Consider the following 19,459-nt stretch of genomic DNA (forward strand, 5'->3'; position numbering starts at 1 on the left):
AGCAGCCGCGCCAACGATTGTTACCCCGATCTGCGGGATGGCTCCCTTGGTCGTGCGGCCACACCGTATGCCCTGCCGGCAACCGCGGAGGCTGTGCAGCCGCCCAGCATGAGAGTCATCCGTTGTGCCGGCGCCACAACGCTGGCTAGCGTGATCCCATGGAGTCGACTGCCTCAGACGTCGCGCCCTTGATCAAACAGGTCGCCGGGCGACTCCTCGACGAGGTCGACGCCCTCCTCCTGGACATCGACACGGCGATCTTCGAGGTGGCCCCAGTCCTCGCCGAGGACCCGTCGCTCGCCGCGGAGAGCCGGGCCAGCAGCCGGGCGAACGTGCTGCGCTGGCTGACCGCCATGCAGCGGCGCCCCGGCGAACCGATCTCCCGGGACGCGCCCCCGGAAACCCTCGATCTGGCTCGCTCCCTAGTGCGCCGAGGCGCCGAACTCGACGCCCTCGTGCAGTCCTACCGCCGTGGCCAGAACGTCGCCTGGCGGCGGTGGATGGACGTCGCGTCTGCCTCCGTCCCGGCACGCGGTGACCTGGTCGAGCTGCTCCAGGTCTCCTCGGCCCTGATGTACGAGTATGTCGACGGTGCGCTGGACGCCGTCATCAGGCGCATGCAGCAAGAACGCCGGGATCTGCTCTCCGGCGCGCTGGCCCGCAGAGCCGAGACGATTCGGCTCCTCCTCGACGGAGCCCCTATCAGCGCCGACCGAGCGGGCCAACGACTCAATTACGACGTCACCGGACCGCACATCGCCATGGTGCTGTGGTCCGACCCTCCGGGTGAGGTACACGGCATGCTCGAGCAGGCTGCTGGAATCCTCGCCACTGCGGCCCGCACCCGGCCGCCCCTGACACTGCCCGCCGGCACCCGCACCCTGTGGGCCTGGATCGCCGTCCGCCACGAACCGGACGTGCAGGCACTGCGCAACGCCATGGCCCACGACGCCCCCATGGTTCGCGCAGCCCTCGGCCCTCCCCGCGAAGGTGTCACCGGGTTCAGGCGCAGCCACGCTGCCGCGCTCGCCGCCCAGCGGCTCCTCGCCGGCAACCCCGACGGAGAACAGCTCACCGCCTACCGCGACATCGAGGCCGTCGCACTTGCCAGCCAGGACGAGCAGCGCATGGAAGAGTTCATCACCTCCACCCTGGGCCCCCTGTGCGGCAACGACCCGGCGCAAGCGGCCCTCCGCACCACCCTGCGCGTTTACCTCGACGAAGGCGGCAACGCTCCGCGAACAGCCGAACGCCTGCACACCCACCGCAACACGGTGCTGCACCGGATCGCCCGCGCCGAAACACTCCTAGGACACCCGGCCACCGAACACCGCCTCGCTGTGTCCCTTGCCCTGGAACTCCTGCACCACCTCGGCAACCGCACGCTGAGGAATGCTGGTCAGAATCCTGCGTAGGGGTCGGCAATCGGTCAGCCGATCGCCCCACCACGTCGGTCGCCGACTTGGCGTTGACAGCCTTGACCATCGCGCGCAGCAGATCGGGACTCGCCGCGGCGCGCGAGGGTGTGCAGGGGCACACTGTCGGGTGCGGTCATCGTGCCGATCTCCTTCGACACTTCGAAGATCAGCCGGTGGCCGTTCATCTATGCGGGCCTCATCCCGATGCCGGAGCAAACCACCGGATCAGGTCGAACCCGTACACCACTTCCCTGGACGCAACCGTCCTCAGCGGGCATGCGGCGCTATCAGAGCGCCCTGCGGGCAGCCAGGAACCGGCAACCTCCGCCTGGCCGAAGATGATCCCCTGGTCAGACTCAAGATCGGCTCTGGCGGCCCCATGTGTCCCAGAGCTATCCTCTGCCCCTCGCTTCAAGGAGGGGGATCAATGCGCACGGGAGAAGCGCCGGTGGCCAGATCGGGTGTTGCCGCCGTGACGGGGGTGTTCGCGCTGGTGTTGGGCGTGAGCGCATGCGGCGCGCATCAGGGTTCGGGAACCCCGGACCAGACCGCGCGTACGAAGGCGTCGGCCAAGGCCGCTCGTACGCTGAGCACGGCAGATCTCAAGGCGCTCACCTTCCACGACGGGGAGGTGCCGCAGGCGTGGGAGGGCGCTATCGATGTGACGGTCCGTGACGACACCGCTGATGCCGACACCTTCCCTCCCGTCTCAGATCCGGACTGCCAGCGTGTACTCGACATCAGCGACGGCGAGAATGCACCAGCTGTCGTGGACCAGATCTTCAACTGGAAAGGCGACATCTATCCCGGTGGCTCAACGCTCGCTGCCTACAAGGGTGCGGTCGCAGAGCAGGCCTTCGACCGGCTCCGCAACGAGTTGAAGTCGTGCAGATCCTTCAGCGGGACCGGTTTCGTCGGGAAGTACCACTCGAAACTGGTTCTTGGCAGCCCGCCCCACGTGGGCGACCAAGCCTTGAGCTTCCGTATCGAAAGCCCCATCGACGGCCGGATTCGCAACGATCAGTACGTCGTGATCCGGGTGGGCACCACTATTGCAACGTACACCGCGCGGAACGTGAACAAACCAGCTTCGTTCCCCTTCGAGTTGATCGAGAAGCAGGTCACACGCTTGAGGAATGCCCAACGCAGTTGAGCATTTCAGACGGCCCTGCGCGCTGGACAATCTAGTGCCGCATCAAGCAACGTTCGCCCTGGTGAGGCGGGCGATGGCACAGTGCCGGTGGGTCAGCCAGGGGCCTTGCCTCGCGACGATGCTCAGTCTGGTGTTGCTTCGCTCTGAAGGCTCTCGAAGTCGCTGGCGGAGGTGAGGCCCTCGACGAAGGATCGGAAGTCCGGGGCGAGGACCAACTCCGAATCGAAGTCGGCGTCAAACCAGGTGACCGATGGTTCTCCGTGTCGGCCGCAGGCCCGGTAGTCGAGCCCGATCCAGCAGGGTCCGTCACCCGAGACCAGCACGACCGCAGAGGGAAGCCCCCATTCTTCGACCAGGTATGGACTGTCGAGCAGGGAGACCGTTCGCTCGCGGTGGCCGATGCCCATCACACTGTTGAAGGGGACGTGGTCGGAGCTCCAAGAGGTCGGCTGGTTGGTGGGGAAGGCATCGCGGCTCTTCGCGACCGGGCCGCCGTTCTGACTGCGCAGCATGTCGAGCAGAGAGCCGGGCAGCGTGAAGTCCAGCAGCCGCTCCGCCTCCAGAATCGCCTGGTCGATCAGGGGCGGTTGCACGCCGTAGTCACTACTGGTGTCCCACAGGGAGCGCCGGAGATCGTCAAAACTTGCCATGCCCGGCATCGTAGGATCCGCGGCCCCGAAGTCCGCCGTCCGGTCCGGGGCAGACGAGCCAATGCTCACGTGGCTGGACGTTTGCGAATGCGCGACATTGACGAGGACGAGGGAAATCGGCTCGTGCGGATTGTCCGCCGGAGCACCGGTTCGGTAGTGACCTGGCGGCGGGCCCAGATGGTGTTGTTATCCGCGCAGGGCCTGCCCGCCGACAAGATCGCCTCGGTGACGTTCACCCGCCCGGACCGGGTCCGCGACGTGATCCACAACTTCAACACCGACGGCTTCGAGGCGCTCCACCCCAAGTACAAGGGCGGCCGGCCGAGGACCTTCACGCTGCCCGAGCGGCGCGAGATCAAGAAGACCGCCAAGCCCAAGCCGGCCGAGCACGGCCTGCCTTTCTCGACCTGCCTGTGTCGCCGCCGCTCGTGCCGGCCGACCGCGGCTGGCTGCACAAACGGCCCGACGGGAAGTCCACCGTCCGCCCGTGACCGGCCCGCACGGACGGAAGGGCGTAACCAAGGTGCCCCCGGAGGCTGTTGGCGACCCGGCCGCACTCACGACATCACCGCCGCACCCGTGAACGCATCTTGTCCCACCTACGTGTCGCCGGCCTCGGCGCCCTGGCCGATCTCGACTTCCTCGGCCTGTACGACGACCCGGATGACCAAGCGAACCGGGGCGCCCGCCGCCGCACGCGCCCCGGTCGAGCACGGCTTCGCCCATCTCAACTCACCAAGCCCCGCACCGATCCCGCCCGCGCGACCAGCCTGCTGCGCGCCCTGTTCGGCCTGACGAACCTCGAAGGAGCCCGCTGACCGATGAGCTACACCCGAGACATCCGCCCAACACCAGCATGACCACCCCGAACGACCCTCACGCCACCACCCTGACCAACTTCGAGAGGGCGCAGCTTCACTGAAGCTCGCAGCCACGGAGCGTCACGGAGTCCACGTAGGTTTCCGAAGCTCGATCGCCGGTTACCGGAAAGTCATATCCGGCGCGGTACGGCTCCGTCCTGCCAGCGGTAGAGGTCGCGCAGCAGGGAAATCTCGGCGCCGTGGTGGATCAGCTCCCTGTTGACGTGCAGGACCCTGTTCTCCATGGGAAACCGCTCGGGACCCACCGTGGGCGGTTTCTCCAGGTCAGCGTCCGAGAGCTCGCGGACCCCCGCGTTCCATCTCCCATACATCTCATCGAGCTGTTTCAGCGCCTCGTCAGCGGTCCCCGCGTAGGCGAATGTCTCGGAGTCGACGTCCTGGCCGCCGAAGTACCATCCGACCCGATAGCCCAGGCACGAGACGATGATGTGCGCCAGCCGCCAGGCAATCGTGGTCACCGGCGCCGGCTCCGGGCCAGGGAACACGTAGTCCATCGTCCATTCCCCCGAACCTGTCGCCATCGGTGCGGCCGACGTGCCACGTGGGCGGATACTCCAGCAGCCGCGCACCGGCTCCCAGAAGTACTCCTCATCGGTAAGACCGTCCAGCCGCGGCCGCAGGTTCTTGTGCCAGTACCAGTCCAGTTGCTCCGCGAGCCGCTCGCTTCTTGTCATTTGCGCACACTACATACAACGGAGACCGGGCTGCGACCCTCGCGGACGCCGTCGCCGGCCGTGGTCCGCGAGAGCGTCCCGCACCGGGAGATGACACTGGGGGCCGATGTGCCCTTCGGGCCGCGCCGCCGCGAGCGGCTTGCCATGAACAACCCGGCCGACCGGGCGGGGTTCAATGACCCAAATGTGACAGCCTCGACCGATGACATGACGGATGATCAAGACCGCAGCCTCCCGCCCGAGATCAGCATGAGCATCCCGAGCGAGCGCCACGCCAGAGCCTCCTACCTGCATGTTCGAAGATGGCGAAGACTCAATGGATTCATCAGCATCGAAGGCAATCAGGGGCAGTTCCCGCTCGGTCGCGAGCCCGCAGGGCATGCCGCCAATGCCTGGACATGGGAAGACCTGGCCTGAAAGCTTCGCCGCTCTCCTACGCTGTCACGTTGCGTCGTGCCACGGTTTGTTCGCCGCCCAGTGCCGGACCCAGCCGGTGAAGCCGGGCTCGGCGGTGGTGCACCCGAACGGATCTCCGAAAGGAGAGGCGCCGACGTCGCCGACCTGCCAAATGTGCCCCCGGTGAGGGCCAGTGACGATGAGATGCCAGTACAACCCACATCCGTCCGTGCCGAGCACGATCGAACCGTGGTTGTACACCCGCTCCACGCGCTCATCGCCGTCCTCGACGACGTCCTCGTCGTCCTCCCAGATCCACGCTTCCGTCAGCGGGAACGGCTTGCTCAGGTCACGTTCCTCTCCGTCGTCCAGATCGGCCGGCATCTCCGCAAGCGATATCAGCCCGTACTCCGGCGGCCCGGACGACGACCCGTCGGTTATCTCGGCGACGAACGTACGGTACGGCTCGGGCAGCACGATCTTGTGGTCGGCTTCGAAGGCATGGACTGCTTCCCAGCCAAGGGCTGACTCGCCGCTGTCCTCGACGCCGAACGCTTCACGCAGTGCGGCCAGTTCAGCAGGGTCAGCTTGATCAATGTTCATGGGGCATACATAGCACCCAGCTCGGACACCGCCTCGCGCCGGGAGTGCCGCCGCCTGCCCGGACGTGCCTCGCCCACCGTCGCACCGCGCTCGACGGTTTCCTCGTGCCCGGGTGCGCCCGGTGCTGTGCGCGCCCCGTCGAAGCCTGCAGTACAGAACAGCGCGATTCTGGCACCAATCGGTATGAGACTGGCCGCGACGAGCTGCTCGGCGTCTGGGACAGACCAGCCGCACTGCAACCTCTCCCGCACCTCCCCGGACAAGGGCGCACCGTTTGAATGCCACCGTGGAGAACATCTGGACACCGGCCCATCAAGCGGTGGAGAACGAGGACGCGGAAGCCCTGGCTCAGCTGCTGGCTGAGGGAGTCGACCCCGATGGGGTGTGCGGGACCATGACGCTTCTGACACACGCCATCGACGCGGAAAGCGACGGCGCCCTGCAGAGCGGCGACCCGCTGACCGTACACACCACCGCAGTCCTCCTGGCCTTCGGCGCCGACCCCCAACTCCCAGCACCTCATGGGCGAACACCGTTGGACGTCGCCACCGACCACGGCCACTACCTGGCGGTCAGGCTGCTGCAGCAGCACATCAGCCAGGGAGACGGAGCAGGCGGATGAGGGTGCAGGGCTCGAAGGCTACCCGTATCGAAACTGCGCGCCCTCGGCCAAGGATGGGCCGAATGCCTCGACGGAACTCGCCCGCGCCCACGGCGTCGACATCGAACGGCGCGCCAGCGAGGCCCGACAGGGCTGCAACTGCACGCCATTGGCTCCTGCACCCTTCGATTTCGCCGACGGATTCCACCGGAGGAACGGAGACGGGCCGACGAGAGCCCTGCCTCAACAGCACCCCCGGTTATGAGCGGCGCCGCCGGTGCGAAGCAGCGCTCTTGTGGGCAGGGTGTCGTCGTCAAGATCGCCGGATTGAGATGGAGGAAAGCTCGAGCAGTGCAGGGTGCCGGGGTGCGGGTGGGTGCTGGTGGTCTCCCGCGGCACTCGCGAGGGGCGATCAGCCCCGGCGCATTCATCCGACCCTGACCCGGAGAGGGGATCGCCGCGGTCGTGGACGTACTCTGCCCCTCACATCGTGATCTAGGCCCGGGGTTCTCCAGCAGCAAGATCGGCGAGGGTACGGACGGCGTCGGCGACGGCGTCCTCAAGGCCATCTCCGACACCTACACACAGCCGGCAACCTGCGCACCGGTCGGCGATGCCGTCGAGGGCGGCAGCCGTTACACGCCAGTCGGCAGCGTGGTGCGCATCGCGGGGAACAAAGACGGTATAGCCACGCTCTCCATGGCGTCCTATCGCGAACAGGATGCCGTACGCGTAGTCGAAGAACTCCGCACAGCACCGCGGACCTGCAAGGCCTTCACTTACGGATGACCGTGAACACGATGGTGGTGCCGTCACTCATCGTGATGGAGTACTCGGAGGTGAAGGCGCCGGTGCGGCCGGTGGCAAGGCGCCCCGCGTCCTGCTTCGAGCCGGGCTCGACGGTGATGAATCCGGTTTCACCGCCGGTGGTGCAGCCTTCGGCGCTGCAGCTGAGGCTATCGAGGTCGTACGGCTTCGCGGTGTTGTTGCTGACCTGGAATTTCACACGGAAGGCGGTCTTGCCCGCCTCGGGCCTGTCTCCGTACTCCCCGAACTGCGTGATCTTGTTGATGCCGGTGACCTTGGCCCTGAGGCCGTCCTCGTAGGCGAAGGTGTCGCCGACGGCCAGCTCGGTGTCCGGCCGTTTGTCCTGTGAATAACGCGGACTCGCTGCTGCACTGGTCCGCCTCCTGCATCGTGGACGCCGCTGTGACGCAGGCCCACGGCGACCTGGTCGTCGGCTGCTGGACCTCACCAAGTCGTCGCCGCCCGGTTGGCGGGATGGGCCGACCGGTCCCCCGCAGGGACCTGCGGCCCATCCCGCCGGCCAGACCATCAGGGAACGCTGAGAGCAGAGGCGCTCCACGGGTCTCGCCCCGACTCCCGCAAGGAGGTCATCGCATGGTGTCCTGTGTCGTCGCCGGGGTGGACGGTGCCCCCGCGGACTTGGCGGCCGCCGACTGGGCGGCCGGTCTGCGTAGCCTGTCCTTGCGGTTGCTGCACGCCCGGGAACGGCAGGCCTGTGCCAACGCCCCCCTGGCCGGGCCCGTGAGCATGCGAGCCTGGACGGCACGTGTTCCCCGGGATCCGGTCGTCGCCCTGTGTGAGCGGTACCCGCAACCGGAGTCACCTCGGAAGAGGTCGCCGGGCAGCCCGTGGACGGTCCTCGCGGCCGCCGTCGGCGCGGCCGAGGTGTTGGCGCTCGGGTCCCGCGGCCTGAATGGCATCACCGGCTTCCTCGTCGGCTCCGCGGCGCTGGCGGTCATCGCCGCCGTGCACCGCCCGGTCGTCCTGGTCAGGGCCGGGAAGACCACCCAGAACGAGCACCTGCCGGACGCCGACGGGCTGGCATCGGCCACCAACGGATACCGGGACGTCATCTTCGGCCTCGACTTGGACCGGCCCCGCGCGGACCTGTTCGCCTTCGACGCCGCCGCAGACCGGGCCGCCGGCCTGCGGGTCATCCACCGCTGGACCCTGCCGCCGAACGTGCACGGCTCCGGCATGGCCCTGCCGGATCTGATCAAGACGGCGCCGGCGGAACGCGATACGGCGGCGCTCACCAGGGCCCTGCGCCCGTGGCAGCTGAAGCACCCCGATGCGCACGTCCACGCCCACCAGACCATCGGCCGCGCGGCGGACCACTCGGTGGAGGCCTCCGCCGACGCCTGCCTCGCCGTGGTCGGCCGCCGCATCCGCCGCTCGGCGGTCAGCAGCCACATCGGTCCGGTCACGCACGCGGTCCTGCATCACAGCGCCGCGCCCGTGGCCGTCGTCGCCCACCCCTGACCCGACCCGTTCACCGCCCAAGCCAGCCAGGAGTGGAGGCTGAAATTGACGCAGTACGCCACGCAATACAAGTCGTGCCGCTGTGATGACCATCGATCTGGCCGGCCGGGTGATAGTCGCCGCTTGCGCCGCTTGGAACGGGGTCACGGATGAGCAGCATCGTGGGACAGAACACTGAGGGCAGCGCTCGCTCAGCACATCCCTCGGCGAACGCCGAGGCCTTGGACAAGTTGCTGGTCTCTGCCATCCGCCAGGCGGTGGTCGAGTTCGACGCGGTGGCCGGGATCGCCTACCTGCTCGAGGACGACGGCAAATGGCTGAGCGCGGCAGTGATCGGGGGTACACCTCCGGCCGTCTTCAATATGCCAGAGCGCATGTCACTGCATGGGCCGCGGGCTTCAGCTCTGGCCTGCCGGACCGAAAGGACGGCCATCATCGGAGAACCGGGCGTTCGTCCGGACGACGTGGGTCCCGTCCGAGCCCCGTACTCAGTGGTGGCCGTCCCCCTGGCCGACCCCGACCACCGGTACGGGGCGCTGGCTGTCAGCCGGATCCCTTGGAGGGACGGCGTTCTCGGCGAGGAGCAGCGCAAGAGGCTCCGGGAAATGGGCGCGGACTTGACGCGCGAACTGGCGGCTCTGGCTGCAGGCGGAACGCCGATACGACCGGGGAGGCAACCGCTGATCTTCCCTGTGTTCAAGCCACGCAGCCCGCTGACCGAACCTGCGACCCGGTGGGGACTGCCCGATGTTCCCGGCTCGGCCGGCCTGAGCTGGGTCTACCAAGTCCTCAAGCTGGCCGATGAACTGAACTCGGTCGTGACCCCACACGGGGTCGTAGAAGCCGCCCGGTCGCGAATGATGGGCTCTCTCGGTGCGCAGAGCCTCATCGTGACGGTCGTCGCCGACGGCAGACTGTGGGTTGTCGGACACTCCGGCCCGGCATCGAAAGTGGTCAGGCAGCTCCATGGATCCAGCGCTGTCAAGAACAGGGCTACTCCTGTGGCCGACGTCATGCGCGGCTCCGACCCGTACTTCTTCCCGCAGCGCAGCGACCTGCACAGGGCCTACCCCGACGCAGAGGACGACGGCAATCAGGCGTGGGCACACCTGCCTATGCGGGCGAGCGGGCACCCGGTCGGTGTCTGCTCCCTCGGGTGGGCAGAGCACCGGCTTTTCGGTGCGGAAGCACAGGCAGTCATGATGATGATGGCTGATTCGCTTGGCCAGGCACTGGAGCGGACTCTTCTGAGCGAAGGCGAACACGCTCTCGCCGAGAGCCTGCAAAGGCGGCTGCTGCCCCGCGCCCTGTCCGACCTGCCGGAGGTGGTCACCACCGCTCGTTACCTGCCCGCTCCGTCCGGAAACAGCGGCGGCGACTGGTACGACGTGGTCGCCCTGCCGACGGGAGGTATCGGGCTGATCATCGGTGACGTCGAGGGCCACTCCATCGAAAGCTGCGTGGTCATGGGGCAGATGCGTAGCGCAGTACTCGCCTACGTCAGCGAGGGCCACAGACCGGAGGCGGTGCTGACACGCGCCAGCACCATGCTCAGTCAGTTGGAAAGCGAACTGATGGCCACGTGTTGTGTCGTCTACTTGAATCCGGCCGACGGGACGGCCGAGGTGGCCCTGGCCGGTCACCCGGCGCCCCTGATCCGCGGTCCCGACGGCTGTATCGAAACACTCGACTCGCTCATCGGCGTTCCCCTGGGCGTGCCATCACCCGTGCCCTATCAGGCCTTTGAGGAGACCCTCTCAGCAGGCACGGTGCTGTTTCTGTACACCGACGGCCTCAGCAAAGCACACGGGCCCGACGTGGTCACCAGCGCAGGCAGGATGCTCGCCTCCGCCAGCCAAAACGCTGCCGACCACTGCCTGGAGGACCTTGCGGACCGTCTCACATCCATGGTGCCCTCTCCCCCTGAACGCAGAGATGACGTCGCCCTCCTCTTCGCCCTCTGCACCGACACAGGCCCACAGCACCGTGCCAACCGGATGGAGATCCAGCGGCACGATCTGCACGGAGTCAAAGCCGCCCGCGAGTTCGTCAGAGACTGCCTGAAGAGCTGGAATTTGGAGGCGCTGACGGACGACCTGCAACTCATGGCCTCGGAAGTCGTGACGAACGCCCTGACTCATGCCGACAGTTACGTAGAGCTGCGGCTGCGTCTGTTTCCGGACCGGATCCGTCTCGAGGTCCGTGATACCGACGTGACGCCACCGCTACCCTCCTCCCTCTCAGCTTGCGAGGAGGAGAATGCTCAGGCAGAACACGGCCGCGGCCTGATCATCGTGGACGCTCTCGGCGAGTGGGGAAGTTCACCCAGCGGCCGCGGCAAGGTGGTCTGGTGTGAACTCGCCGTTCCTCGCTGAATCCTCTGCTCGCAACGGCTGGCGAGGCGCCGGCTTGCGCGGCAGGTCCGACAAGAGTCCGAGCGCGAACGCCCGTGCCCGGCGCCGAGGTTCCACCCGGCTGAACCGTCCCGCGATACGGCCCGTCAGGATCGAACGCTTTCTGCCAGCGGGCAGGATCTATGCTGTGACCTGCGGCCACCACCTGATCTTCTGTCTTCACACACCGATGATCACCGGTGGCCTCACCCGTTCCCGGACCGGCCCCGACCACCAAGATCAGGATCTGGGCCCGAGCATCAACCCTGGAGTTGAATCGGCTGATGGACATGTCCTCCCGAGAGATCCGCATGCCCCTCAGCGAGGTCGTCGCAGTACTGCAGGACCTGAACGAGTTCGTCGTTTCCCTCGACCGACTCGGATCCCGCCAGGCATCCGGAACCGCCGACGAGTACACAGTCGGCACATTCATCGCCGACTGGGATGTCGCTCGCCGAGTGGCCCGCGCCCGAGGCATCATCAGCGTCGCGCTGGATGCGCAACTGAGCGACGAAGAAAACGCCGAGATCGACGCCCTGTGCGACCAAGGCCGCTTCTACGGCACGGCCAACGCCAACAGTTCCTCCTGACCAGTCCAGCAGCAAGCGCATCGGACCGCACCAATCGAGGCGGGGATCAGACCGGCCCGGCACCTGGTACTCGACCAGCAAGATCGCGATCTACAGCTGGAAAGCCCCGATTGGAACTTTCATCGACACTCGAACCCGCTTCAGCTGCACCGTAGCTCCCGGCGGCGCCGGCAACCCTCTCCTGCGACTGATCAACCGGGCCCGGGCAGCGCAGCACGCGCGCCTTGCCTGTTCGAAGCCCGGGAGTGCTGCCGCGGACAAGAGTGCAGCACAACGCCGGGCGGCTATGACCCGAACTTCGTCCATTGTCCTTCGGAGACCACCTCGACTGAGCCGTCGACGACCTTGATCGCCGTCTGTTCGTCGATGGCGTAGGCCGGCCCGCCGATGTCTGCGGCCCACCGCTCCGCGTCGGCCAGGGTGTTCTGCGGGAAAGCGTCCAGGTGCGGGAAGATCGAGAAGTCGACGACTCCCAGTGTGCGGTCGTCCGACGCGGACGGCCACTCGACGAAGTACCTTCCGATCCGGGGCGTCATCACCATGCTTCCGGCGCTCACTCCCACCCAGACCGTGTCGGGTAGCGAAGGCAGCAGATCGGCGAGCCCGGACTCTCGCATCCAGTGGTACAGATACGTCGCGTCGCCACCGTCGACCAGGAGCACGTCGGCCTCCCGGATCCAGGGGACGTATCGCTCCTCGCCGATGGTGGGCAGTGCGGTGAGCTCGAGGACACCGAGCGATGCCCAGCCCAGGCCGGACAGGTGCTGCCACCTGGACTCGGCGGCCACGAAGCCCCGCACCGATGTCGGACCGCACATCGGGTGACCCCACTGTGCTGTCGGGACGCAGAGAGCGTGGCACTCGGCGATGGGCTTGCCGAGAAGCTGCACGAGCGCCGAGTGGATGCTTGTGTTTGTGACGCCGCCTGACGTAAGCAAGAGCTTCAAGGTGTCTCCAAATTCGCACGCGGAAGGTGGGTGTATCTGAAGACCGGAAACCGTGCTGGAACTCATCGTGGTTCGGGCACCTCTGCCGAGGCCCTCGGGTCACCGGGCGTGATTCTCCCCCAATCTCTCCACCCGGTCCTGTCCCGTACAGCACGTGCAACCGACCGACGCACCCAGGATGCGCAGGCACGGCGTCCGCTCATCCGCATGAACGGACGCCGAGGTGTTGCTTTGGCGTAGCGCGGCAAGCGGCTGTGGCCGGCAGATCGTTCGACTTCGGTCTGGACACCTTCACGTTGAAGGACACGCAGTGCGTCATCGGTTCGGCTGACCGATTGGACGGCCCGCCGCAGCGCGTTGGACGCGCGGTGCGGCGCCGTGACAGCCGGGAGCGGACGGACGCCGGCGCTTACGGGCGAGACGGAATGGGCGGACACGCTTCGTGCCGTTTTCGGATGCCCATACGGTGCGGCCGACCGCTGCGCACGGCCTGTTGGTCTTCCCACCCTCCAGCACTGCGCCCAAGGACTCCGAATCCGAGGGGAACGTTGCCTCTTCGTCCCCTGATCTCTTCCCCATCGGGCAATGCAGGCTGGCAATCGCGCAGGTCAGCCGTCGCCACGGTGCACAGTGATCAAGAGTTCGGCCTCGGCCGGGGATCCGTTCCGGGTGGGGGCAGCGTCGCCACCATGCCCGGCTCGGTTTGAGCGCTCGTCCGAGATGCCTTGATCTCCCTGGCGGTCGCCGAACGGCTTCGTAGCCCGCGCGCAGGACATCGGCATCGTCCGGAGCCCTGAGCGCAGTGGCTGCTTCTGTGCTCACGGAACACCGCGCGATCCGATCGTGCAGGAGCCACTCGACACTCAACACCCACCGGAAGGACACTCATGCACAAACGGCTGACATCCCTGCTTGCCGCGGCCTCCCTGGCCCTCGGCGGGCTCTTGGTTGCGGCACCTTCGGCCAATGCCTGGAGCGAGTCGTACTCATACTGGTACGAGGGCACCTACTACAGCGGGTCCCAGCACTCGTTCTACGTGGGGGATCCGGAGTGGTACAAGTACTACCCGCCGATCAACTCCGTGATCAATCACACCGGGAGTAGGTTCTGCGGGTTCTACGCAGGCGACCAGTCCTATAACTACACCTTTTGGTCCGGCGGTTCCTGGGCCTACGTAGGCAGTCCGTTCAACAGCTCCCACCCGCTGACCTACGTCGTCAAGTGCTAGCACGGGTCCCAAGCCTCGCATGACCTCCAACACGGGGCCGACGAGACTGGCGCCGTCCTGATCGTGGGCGCCGAGGAGGCCGCTGTGGGCCGGCCCCGGTCCTGGCTTACAGCGGCCGGGGTCGTCTCCCCTATTCGCCCGGCATGGGCACGTCCCGTCATTCGACCGGCCAGCACAGCCTGGTGTGCGCACACTAGAACGGCAGAGAAGGTTGTCCGAACGTAAAGCACAGGTGCCGGCCACGGTCGGCACTGGTACGTCCCAGTGGCTTGGCAACTTGAGTAAGAAGCGCTCGAGACGACAACTACTGAGCAGGCCCCTTGTCGTCGCCACCGCCATTGTGGTGTCGCTGGCAGCGGCCTACGCCGCGCGTGGAGCGGCCGAGGAGTCCCGCCGACCGATACCCGGCACCCGTATGGTGCAACTGCTCAGCCAGCTGCTCCCACCCGGTGAGATCAGTCAGACGTCCGGTCGGGGAAGCGAGGCGAGCGGCCGGCCGTCCGCTGGCCTGACTTACGACGATGGGCGGGGCGCGGTCAGGATTTCGGTCACCGTGGGGCGTGTGTCCCTGCCCGTACCGCCGAATACAAGGGACTGTCTGGATCGGGCCCGCTACCCGTATGACCGCTGCACCCGCTCCGAACTGCCGCACGGTGCGACCCTTCTGGCGAATCGGGGCTACGTGAACGCGGTCGACCCGAAGGGTGCGCGGCGCTGGCTGGCGGTCTTGACCACCCGCGATGGCGGCCAGATCGGCGTGACCGAGTCGAGTGCCGCAACCGGCTCTCCTGTACGACCGAACCTTGCGCTGCCCATGAGCCGTCTTGTCTCCATAGTCACGTCGAAACTGTGGTCACCGGTGCTCGATGCCGTACCGATCCCGCCGAAGTCGTCTCCTCCTGTAACCGCGGTGCTGTCGGGATCTGAGATCTTGTCCGCGATGCAGCAGCTTCTGCCCAGAGGCTGGCAGGCTGCCGATGAATACGGTGCCGAGAAGGGATACGCCTCCATGACCGTGAACGACGGGCAGGGCAAGTGTCTGCTCACGGTCACCGTCCAGCGCTGGAGTCCCGGCTCCCCGGAGATCGCCCAGCTGTTCGCCGGAGCAGCGGTCCGTCCCGATGGCACCCGCGTCCTGACCCGCAGACTCCCTGTCGCCGGTGGCGCCGGCGGCACCTTCCAGTGGGATGCGGACGTCCTCGTCACCGACGGGCTGCGCATCGTGGTGAGCGAGGTCAACGCCCCGGCGTTCGGCCTCCCGGCGACTCGCGCCGTGCCTCTGCTGTCCATTCCCCAACTGAGGGCGATCGCGCTCAGCAGCCGCTGGAAGGCCCGGTACTGACTACCTCCGCTCCGGTGGCCGCGCGTCGCGTGAAGGTCGTCGGCTTGTCTTGAGCGGTCCCACTCAGAGGGTGTCAATAAAGCGTGTCCGGGGGATCATGCTGCGGCCGGAACGGTGAAGCGGGCCATTTCACTACGATCGTGGGATGTTTGAGTACCACGGGTGGATCACGCTCAGGGAGACCCGGCCAATGACGACGATGAGCCTAGGCTGCGACAGATCGTCGATGAGCCCGCCTTTTCATTGGCCAAATGGACAGCCCGTACTTGATTGACCTCAGGTGGATGAACGGCGAGCCGTTCATCCACCCCGGCGGCTCTACCAATCACCGCTCGTCGCCTGACGTGGTCGAACTGTTCGAGCATGTCGCCGTGGTAGCCCCAGGTTCCTACGGGCTCCTCCACTTTCGCGATGACGAGGAACCGGGTCACGAGAACAACGTGCGCGTGCTGAAGCTCGTTCGAGGCATGGTCACGCAGCACACGGAGGCGCTGCTGTCCCCGTACATCCCGACGGTGGAAGATCCCATTACGGACTGAGGCATCAGTCCGTGGCGATCAGCAGGCCGCCCTCGCCGTCTCGCCAGCCGATGCTCACCGCGCCGTCGGCGATATCGACGACGGCGAGCTTCACGAAGTAGTCATAGTCGTCCGGCGTGGTCATGGACGGCAGCCGCAGGGTGTGGAGCAGGCGCCCTGTGTCCGCGTCGAGGACGAGCAGGTCGCCGTGTATCCGACGGCCTGTGTCCCCCTCGGTGAGGAAGGGCTGGCGTACGACGTACACCCGGCCGTCGGCGATCTTCGGGAACCCGTACTCCTGGCCGGTCGGCGCCCGCAACTGCCAGGAGGACTGTCCGTCACGGATGTCGTAGGCCCGCAGGACCGTGTCGTGGTCCCCAGAACCGTCTTTCGGGTCGGTGCCGGCCAGTACGGTGCCGCTGCCCGCAGCGACCACGTCTCACCCGTCACGCCGGAGAGTGCGCGTGAAGAGATCTTCTGACGATTCATGTCGAGCGACTGCACGGTCTGCGTGCGGTCCGGGCCCGCAGCGACGAGAGTGTGCCCGCCCCAGGCCGTCTGCTCGGGGTCCACGGTGCGCTGCCGCCACAGAACCTTGCCCGTGCGGTTGTCGACCCCGAGCAGCAGTCCGAACTCGTCCCGGTCGCCGCGACACGATGCATTGCACATCACGTGGACGGCGCTCAGGTGGCCTGCTAGGGCGTGCACGGAATGGAGGAATACCTCGGGACACGAGTCAGGCGTATGCGCCGTCCACAGACTTCGGCCGACCCGCTCGTCGAAGGCGCGTACGGCGCCGGGATCCTCGGTGACTGCCTGGCCGTCGACGAGCTCCACGGACCTGTGGCGGTCGCCAGCCCTGATCTCCGCCTGCCACAGCAGCCTGCTCGTACGCAGATCGATGGCGACGAGCTTCCCGTCCGTGAAGCGAGCCGCCACGGTGCGCTCCGACACGCCGAACGACCACACAGCAGGGTCGTTCGAGTCCCGTCGCTCGTAGCGCCGGTACTCCTTGCCGGTCCGCAGGTTCATCGCCGCCATACCGGAATCCGTCCACCGCAGGGACAGCCCGTGCACCAAGGTCTGCTCACCCCCCGGCCGCCGTATGACCTGTCCAGGCGTGACCGGGGCACCGGCGGCGAGCGCGGCCGGGAAGGGGCCGCGGGCTCCGGTGAACACGTACCGCGACTCCAGTCCACCAGCCCACCGATCACGAGGAGGACCAGCACAAGGAACACACCCCACACCCGGCCGCGGGCCCTCTGCACATCCTCACGACTCGGCACTGGCCTGCCCGGTCCACCCGACAAGCCCACCCCCGGCTCACCCAACAGATTCATCCGTCGCACCATCACTGCCCCCCAAGCCCTGCCACCTGCCACGGTGACCCGGCGGCCCACGGATCTTCGCCCCGCGCAGGAGCCAGGCAAGTCGGGCCGCTGTGCAAACGGTGTATGCCGAGCGAGGTGGACGGCTCCCGAACGCTGAGCAGGTGTGGGAGCCGACCTATGCCGGAGGGGCCCTGCGGGCCGCCGGGCCGCGCTCGAGTCCGTCTTCGCGGGCCGGCGGCCGGCCGCATCATGGGCGCTGTGCCAGTCGATCACCCACCAACCGATCGTGACCGAGTGGATCGCCTGGGGAACGACGGAGTGCCCTCGTGAGGGCTTACCGGCAGCCGACGAAAGCCGTCTCCCGGAACGAACTCGATCGTCTCCGGCCGCCCAGGTGGGCCGCCGCGAACTGATCACTTCCGCCGCTTACAAGCGTCGCTGATGGCGCGAGGACCCGTCGCCGGCTCTGAGCGCCAGTGACGTGGCCGAGCCGGACGTCCCAGTGGCTACCTCGCCAGGTGAGAGAGACCGGGGACAGCGGCGGCACAGCCAGATGCCAGAAGGCTCTCGACGGTACGGCCAGAGCATGAATGAGGGCGGCCCGGACCACGGCTGCTTCGGTGATGGCCACTACGTGGCCCATGTCGGGCGTCACGCTGTTCAGCCAGTCGGCTGTGCGGCGGCACAGCCGGCGCACCGACTCGCCTTCGTGTGGCGTGGCATCCGGGTCCGTGAGCCAGGCGCTGAACCCGTCGGGGTCGGCTGCGGCGACTTCATCGACGGTGCGACCGCACCATGTGCCGAGGTCGAGATCGCGCAGCGCGGGTTCGACCGCTGCCACCAGGCCGAGGGCGTCCGCGGTCTGCGAGCAACGGATCGAGGGCGCGCGGACGGCCAGCTCGTGGAGAGGGAGCACTGCTCCCCCGGCGCCGGCCATACGCGCACTGCGCTCACCCAGAGGAGCGTCACCGAGGAGTGGATCCACGGCGGCGTCGCCACCGGGCGCACTCACCAACGTCAGGCGGATCGTCATAAGACCAACCTCCTCCTGGCCCGGCGCCACGCCGTGACTCATGCGCACCAGGATCGGTGAAAGCCTCCCGCTGCAACATCCGTCAGGCGGCCGGAACCATACCCGCCGACCGGCCGACGGGACCCGCCACCCAGCCGCCCTCGGCAAGTGGCATCGCTGCGCCACCACGTGTTACTCCGAGTAGCGGTGGTCGATGACGCGGCTTGAGGCGCTGCTACCATCGATGTCGATAGATGATTACGTTGGCGCAATAGTTTGCCGACAGACAAGGTAAGTGGGGTGACGATGACTGCGGACCTGACCGGCACCGTCGAGGCCGAACCCCTCGACCGCCTCGGCTTCCTGCTCGCCCGGCACGGCGCCATCGCCTATGCCCGCACCGAGCACGCCTTCAAGCAGTGCGGACTGACACCCCGCCAAGGCGCGACGCTGGTGCTGCTGGGCGAGTCGGGGCACATGAGCCAGAAGGGCATGGCGGAGGTCCTGGAGGTGGATCCCAGCATCCTGTGCGGGATCCTGAACGATCTCGAGGACACGCACTTCGTCGAGCGCCGGCGCGATCCGGCCGACCGGCGCCGCCACATCGTGGCACTCACCGACGAAGGCAGCCGCGTCCTGGCGCAGACCCAGGAGGCCATCACCGCCGTGGAGAAGGAACTCTTCGCCGACTTCACGCCCGAAGAGCTCACGACCCTCCGCAACCTCCTCTCCCGGGTCAGGACACCCAAGAGCGTCAGGACGTCGGGGAGCGAGATCGTCTGCACCTGACCGACCGCCACCAGGCAATCAGGGGCCACGGGCATTCCCGTGGCCCCTTTGCCATGCCCCCTTCCGCAGATCCGCGGCATCCCGGGCAGTTTTGGTTTCGGTGAGTCGACAGTCACACCCGCTCATTCATTGACGTGCCTCAACGATCTGCTAGCGTCAATGCATGACGTTGCTCAGCCGTACCGGCCACGAGCCCCGCGGCCTCGCACGTCGATCGTTCACCGCCCGCACCACACACCGGGCGAAGCAAGGAGACACCACCATGAAGAAGCTGACGACCCGCCTCGCCCTCGCCGCCGCCACCGTGACCATGACCGGCAGCACCCTCGTCGCCGTCACCGGCCCCGCCTCGGCAGCCACCCTGCCCGCGGCCCAGCACAACGCTCGCCCCACCACCGCCGTCGTCACCGTCCCCGCCGCGACCCCCGCCCAGGCCGCGGCCCAGGATCACGCGGCCAGCGTGGCCCAGCACGGCGGCCTCTCCCGCATCGGCAAGGGATGGTCCCTCTCGGACGGGCAGCGTGAATGGCACGGCGTGCGGGACGCTTCGGGCTACGCGTACTGGCGCTCCGACGACAACGGCCACCAGCTCCGCTACGACGGCCACCGCGTCTACCACCGCCACCACGGACAGTGGACCGCC

20 protein-coding genes and 3 pseudogenes are annotated in these 19,459 nt (G+C 67.3%); 14 read left to right on the top strand and 9 right to left on the bottom strand.

Annotation, left to right across the window (positions count from 1 at the left end; genetic code table 11):
- Positions 1-158 precede the first annotated feature (158 nt).
- Together H305_RS0140740 and H305_RS0140745 are read left to right on the top strand one after the other, a co-directional pair.
- Positions 159-1,415: a PucR family transcriptional regulator gene (locus H305_RS0140740; RefSeq protein ID WP_028805528.1), complete on the top strand. Its 1,257-nt coding sequence runs from the start codon at positions 159-161 to the stop codon at positions 1,413-1,415.
- A gap of 430 nt (positions 1,416-1,845) precedes the next feature.
- On the top strand, positions 1,846-2,571 hold the full coding sequence (locus H305_RS0140745) for a hypothetical protein (protein ID WP_158690668.1): 726 nt from the start codon (positions 1,846-1,848) through the stop codon (positions 2,569-2,571).
- A 122-nt stretch (positions 2,572-2,693) separates the two neighbouring features.
- Here H305_RS0140745 and H305_RS0140750 read toward each other — a convergent pair whose 3' ends face one another.
- Entirely contained in the window at positions 2,694-3,221 is a 528-nt protein-coding gene (locus H305_RS0140750) for an SMI1/KNR4 family protein (RefSeq protein WP_037766978.1), read from the bottom strand.
- 69 nt (positions 3,222-3,290) lie between these two features.
- On the opposite strand from H305_RS0140750, the pseudogene H305_RS56230 reads away from it, so the two are divergent.
- Positions 3,291-3,629: pseudogene (locus tag H305_RS56230) on the top strand (helix-turn-helix domain-containing protein); the annotation flags it as partial.
- A gap of 583 nt (positions 3,630-4,212) precedes the next feature.
- Here H305_RS56230 and H305_RS0140765 read toward each other — a convergent pair.
- The gene (locus tag H305_RS0140765) at positions 4,213-4,776 is read right to left on the bottom strand and encodes a DinB family protein (RefSeq protein ID WP_028805532.1); all 564 of its coding nucleotides are present in this window, start codon (positions 4,774-4,776) and stop codon (positions 4,213-4,215) included.
- 90 nt (positions 4,777-4,866) lie between these two features.
- On the opposite strand from H305_RS0140765, the gene H305_RS53740 reads away from it, so the two are divergent.
- Positions 4,867-5,193: a hypothetical protein gene (locus H305_RS53740; protein ID WP_158690669.1), complete on the top strand. Its 327-nt coding sequence runs from the start codon at positions 4,867-4,869 to the stop codon at positions 5,191-5,193.
- A gap of 24 nt (positions 5,194-5,217) precedes the next feature.
- Here the strand turns inward: H305_RS53740 and H305_RS0140770 are convergent, their stop codons facing one another.
- On the bottom strand, positions 5,218-5,775 hold the full coding sequence (locus H305_RS0140770; protein WP_028805533.1) for an SMI1/KNR4 family protein: 558 nt from the start codon (positions 5,773-5,775) through the stop codon (positions 5,218-5,220).
- Positions 5,776-6,061: 286 nt separating this feature from the next.
- Here H305_RS0140770 and H305_RS0140775 point away from each other — a divergent pair, with 286 nt between their 5' ends.
- Together H305_RS0140775 and H305_RS0140780 are read left to right on the top strand one after the other, a co-directional pair.
- A complete protein-coding gene (locus H305_RS0140775; protein ID WP_028805534.1) occupies positions 6,062-6,397 on the top strand; it encodes an ankyrin repeat domain-containing protein in 336 nt (111 codons plus the stop codon).
- Positions 6,398-6,841: 444 nt separating this feature from the next.
- Positions 6,842-7,165 carry a hypothetical protein gene (locus H305_RS0140780; protein ID WP_028805535.1) on the top strand — a complete coding sequence of 108 codons (324 nt, stop codon included), beginning with the start codon at positions 6,842-6,844 and terminating at the stop codon, positions 7,163-7,165.
- Here H305_RS0140780 and H305_RS53745 read toward each other — a convergent pair.
- Entirely contained in the window at positions 7,152-7,631 is a 480-nt protein-coding gene (locus H305_RS53745) for a hypothetical protein (protein ID WP_158690670.1), read from the bottom strand. The two genes, H305_RS0140780 and H305_RS53745, sit on opposite strands and share 14 nt — an antisense overlap.
- A 146-nt stretch (positions 7,632-7,777) precedes the next feature.
- Between H305_RS53745 and H305_RS0140790 the strand changes: the two genes are divergently transcribed.
- Complete coding sequence (locus H305_RS0140790) at positions 7,778-8,665, top strand: universal stress protein (protein WP_028805537.1); 888 nt, start codon at positions 7,778-7,780, stop codon at positions 8,663-8,665.
- 149 nt (positions 8,666-8,814) lie between these two features.
- Positions 8,815-11,040 carry a SpoIIE family protein phosphatase gene (locus tag H305_RS0140795; protein WP_051371527.1) on the top strand — a complete coding sequence of 742 codons (2,226 nt, stop codon included), beginning with the start codon at positions 8,815-8,817 and terminating at the stop codon, positions 11,038-11,040.
- Positions 11,041-11,073: 33 nt separating this feature from the next.
- Here the strand turns inward: H305_RS0140795 and H305_RS55470 are convergent.
- A pseudogene (locus H305_RS55470) lies at positions 11,074-11,221 on the bottom strand (IS701 family transposase); the annotation flags it as partial.
- 121 nt (positions 11,222-11,342) lie between these two features.
- On the opposite strand from H305_RS55470, the gene H305_RS0140800 reads away from it, so the two are divergent.
- Complete coding sequence (locus H305_RS0140800) at positions 11,343-11,648, top strand: hypothetical protein (RefSeq protein ID WP_028805539.1); 306 nt, start codon at positions 11,343-11,345, stop codon at positions 11,646-11,648.
- A 284-nt stretch (positions 11,649-11,932) separates the two neighbouring features.
- Here the strand turns inward: H305_RS0140800 and H305_RS0140805 are convergent, their stop codons facing one another.
- On the bottom strand, positions 11,933-12,595 hold the full coding sequence (locus tag H305_RS0140805; protein WP_028805540.1) for a Type 1 glutamine amidotransferase-like domain-containing protein: 663 nt from the start codon (positions 12,593-12,595) through the stop codon (positions 11,933-11,935).
- 887 nt (positions 12,596-13,482) lie between these two features.
- Here H305_RS0140805 and H305_RS0140810 point away from each other — a divergent pair.
- The 3 genes from H305_RS0140810 to H305_RS48570 all read left to right on the top strand — a co-directional run bounded on the left by H305_RS0140810 (position 13,483) and on the right by H305_RS48570 (position 15,705).
- Positions 13,483-13,824, top strand: coding sequence for a hypothetical protein (locus tag H305_RS0140810; protein ID WP_028805541.1), 342 nt, complete (start codon positions 13,483-13,485; stop codon positions 13,822-13,824).
- 940 nt (positions 13,825-14,764) lie between these two features.
- Positions 14,765-15,166, top strand: a complete 402-nt coding sequence (locus tag H305_RS0140815; protein WP_028805542.1) for a hypothetical protein — start codon at positions 14,765-14,767, stop codon at positions 15,164-15,166.
- A 251-nt stretch (positions 15,167-15,417) separates the two neighbouring features.
- The gene (locus H305_RS48570) at positions 15,418-15,705 is read left to right on the top strand and encodes an Imm7 family immunity protein (protein ID WP_234021411.1); all 288 of its coding nucleotides are present in this window, start codon (positions 15,418-15,420) and stop codon (positions 15,703-15,705) included.
- A gap of 4 nt (positions 15,706-15,709) precedes the next feature.
- Here the strand turns inward: H305_RS48570 and H305_RS55475 are convergent, their stop codons facing one another.
- The 3 genes and pseudogenes from H305_RS55475 to H305_RS48575 all read right to left on the bottom strand — a co-directional run bounded on the left by H305_RS55475 (position 15,710) and on the right by H305_RS48575 (position 18,078).
- Entirely contained in the window at positions 15,710-16,120 is a 411-nt protein-coding gene (locus H305_RS55475) for a PQQ-binding-like beta-propeller repeat protein (protein ID WP_028805543.1), read from the bottom strand.
- Positions 16,121-16,185: 65 nt separating this feature from the next.
- Positions 16,186-16,929: pseudogene (locus H305_RS56555) on the bottom strand (PQQ-binding-like beta-propeller repeat protein); the annotation flags it as partial.
- A 420-nt stretch (positions 16,930-17,349) separates the two neighbouring features.
- On the bottom strand, positions 17,350-18,078 hold the full coding sequence (locus tag H305_RS48575) for a histidine phosphatase family protein (protein ID WP_234021412.1): 729 nt from the start codon (positions 18,076-18,078) through the stop codon (positions 17,350-17,352).
- A gap of 255 nt (positions 18,079-18,333) precedes the next feature.
- Here H305_RS48575 and H305_RS48580 point away from each other — a divergent pair, with 255 nt between their 5' ends.
- Entirely contained in the window at positions 18,334-18,816 is a 483-nt protein-coding gene (locus H305_RS48580) for a MarR family winged helix-turn-helix transcriptional regulator (protein ID WP_037766984.1), read from the top strand.
- Positions 18,817-19,078: 262 nt separating this feature from the next.
- On the top strand, positions 19,079-19,459 hold a 381-nt coding region (locus H305_RS53750; protein WP_028805544.1), incomplete at its 3' end, for a hypothetical protein.

This window comes from Streptomyces sp. 142MFCol3.1 (assembly GCF_000424945.1).
In the GTDB taxonomy this organism is placed as follows: domain Bacteria; phylum Actinomycetota; class Actinomycetes; order Streptomycetales; family Streptomycetaceae; genus Streptomyces; species Streptomyces siamensis.

What these genes read in the sequence shown, in the direction of transcription:
- H305_RS0140740 (WP_028805528.1), top strand. Translation starts at nt 159, where the DNA reads ATGGAGTCGACTGCCTCAGACGTCGCGCCCTTGATCAAACAGGTCGCC.
- H305_RS0140745 (WP_158690668.1), top strand. Translation starts at nt 1,846, where the DNA reads ATGCGCACGGGAGAAGCGCCGGTGGCCAGATCGGGTGTTGCCGCCGTG.
- H305_RS0140750 (WP_037766978.1), bottom strand. Translation starts at nt 3,221, where the DNA reads ATGGCAAGTTTTGACGATCTCCGGCGCTCCCTGTGGGACACCAGTAGT.
- H305_RS0140765 (WP_028805532.1), bottom strand. Translation starts at nt 4,776, where the DNA reads ATGACAAGAAGCGAGCGGCTCGCGGAGCAACTGGACTGGTACTGGCAC.
- H305_RS53740 (WP_158690669.1), top strand. Translation starts at nt 4,867, where the DNA reads ATGACACTGGGGGCCGATGTGCCCTTCGGGCCGCGCCGCCGCGAGCGG.
- H305_RS0140770 (WP_028805533.1), bottom strand. Translation starts at nt 5,775, where the DNA reads ATGAACATTGATCAAGCTGACCCTGCTGAACTGGCCGCACTGCGTGAA.
- H305_RS0140790 (WP_028805537.1), top strand. Translation starts at nt 7,778, where the DNA reads ATGGTGTCCTGTGTCGTCGCCGGGGTGGACGGTGCCCCCGCGGACTTG.
- H305_RS0140795 (WP_051371527.1), top strand. Translation starts at nt 8,815, where the DNA reads ATGAGCAGCATCGTGGGACAGAACACTGAGGGCAGCGCTCGCTCAGCA.
- H305_RS0140800 (WP_028805539.1), top strand. Translation starts at nt 11,343, where the DNA reads ATGGACATGTCCTCCCGAGAGATCCGCATGCCCCTCAGCGAGGTCGTC.
- H305_RS0140810 (WP_028805541.1), top strand. Translation starts at nt 13,483, where the DNA reads ATGCACAAACGGCTGACATCCCTGCTTGCCGCGGCCTCCCTGGCCCTC.
- H305_RS0140815 (WP_028805542.1), top strand. Translation starts at nt 14,765, where the DNA reads ATGCAGCAGCTTCTGCCCAGAGGCTGGCAGGCTGCCGATGAATACGGT.
- H305_RS48570 (WP_234021411.1), top strand. Translation starts at nt 15,418, where the DNA reads ATGGACAGCCCGTACTTGATTGACCTCAGGTGGATGAACGGCGAGCCG.
- H305_RS48580 (WP_037766984.1), top strand. Translation starts at nt 18,334, where the DNA reads ATGACTGCGGACCTGACCGGCACCGTCGAGGCCGAACCCCTCGACCGC.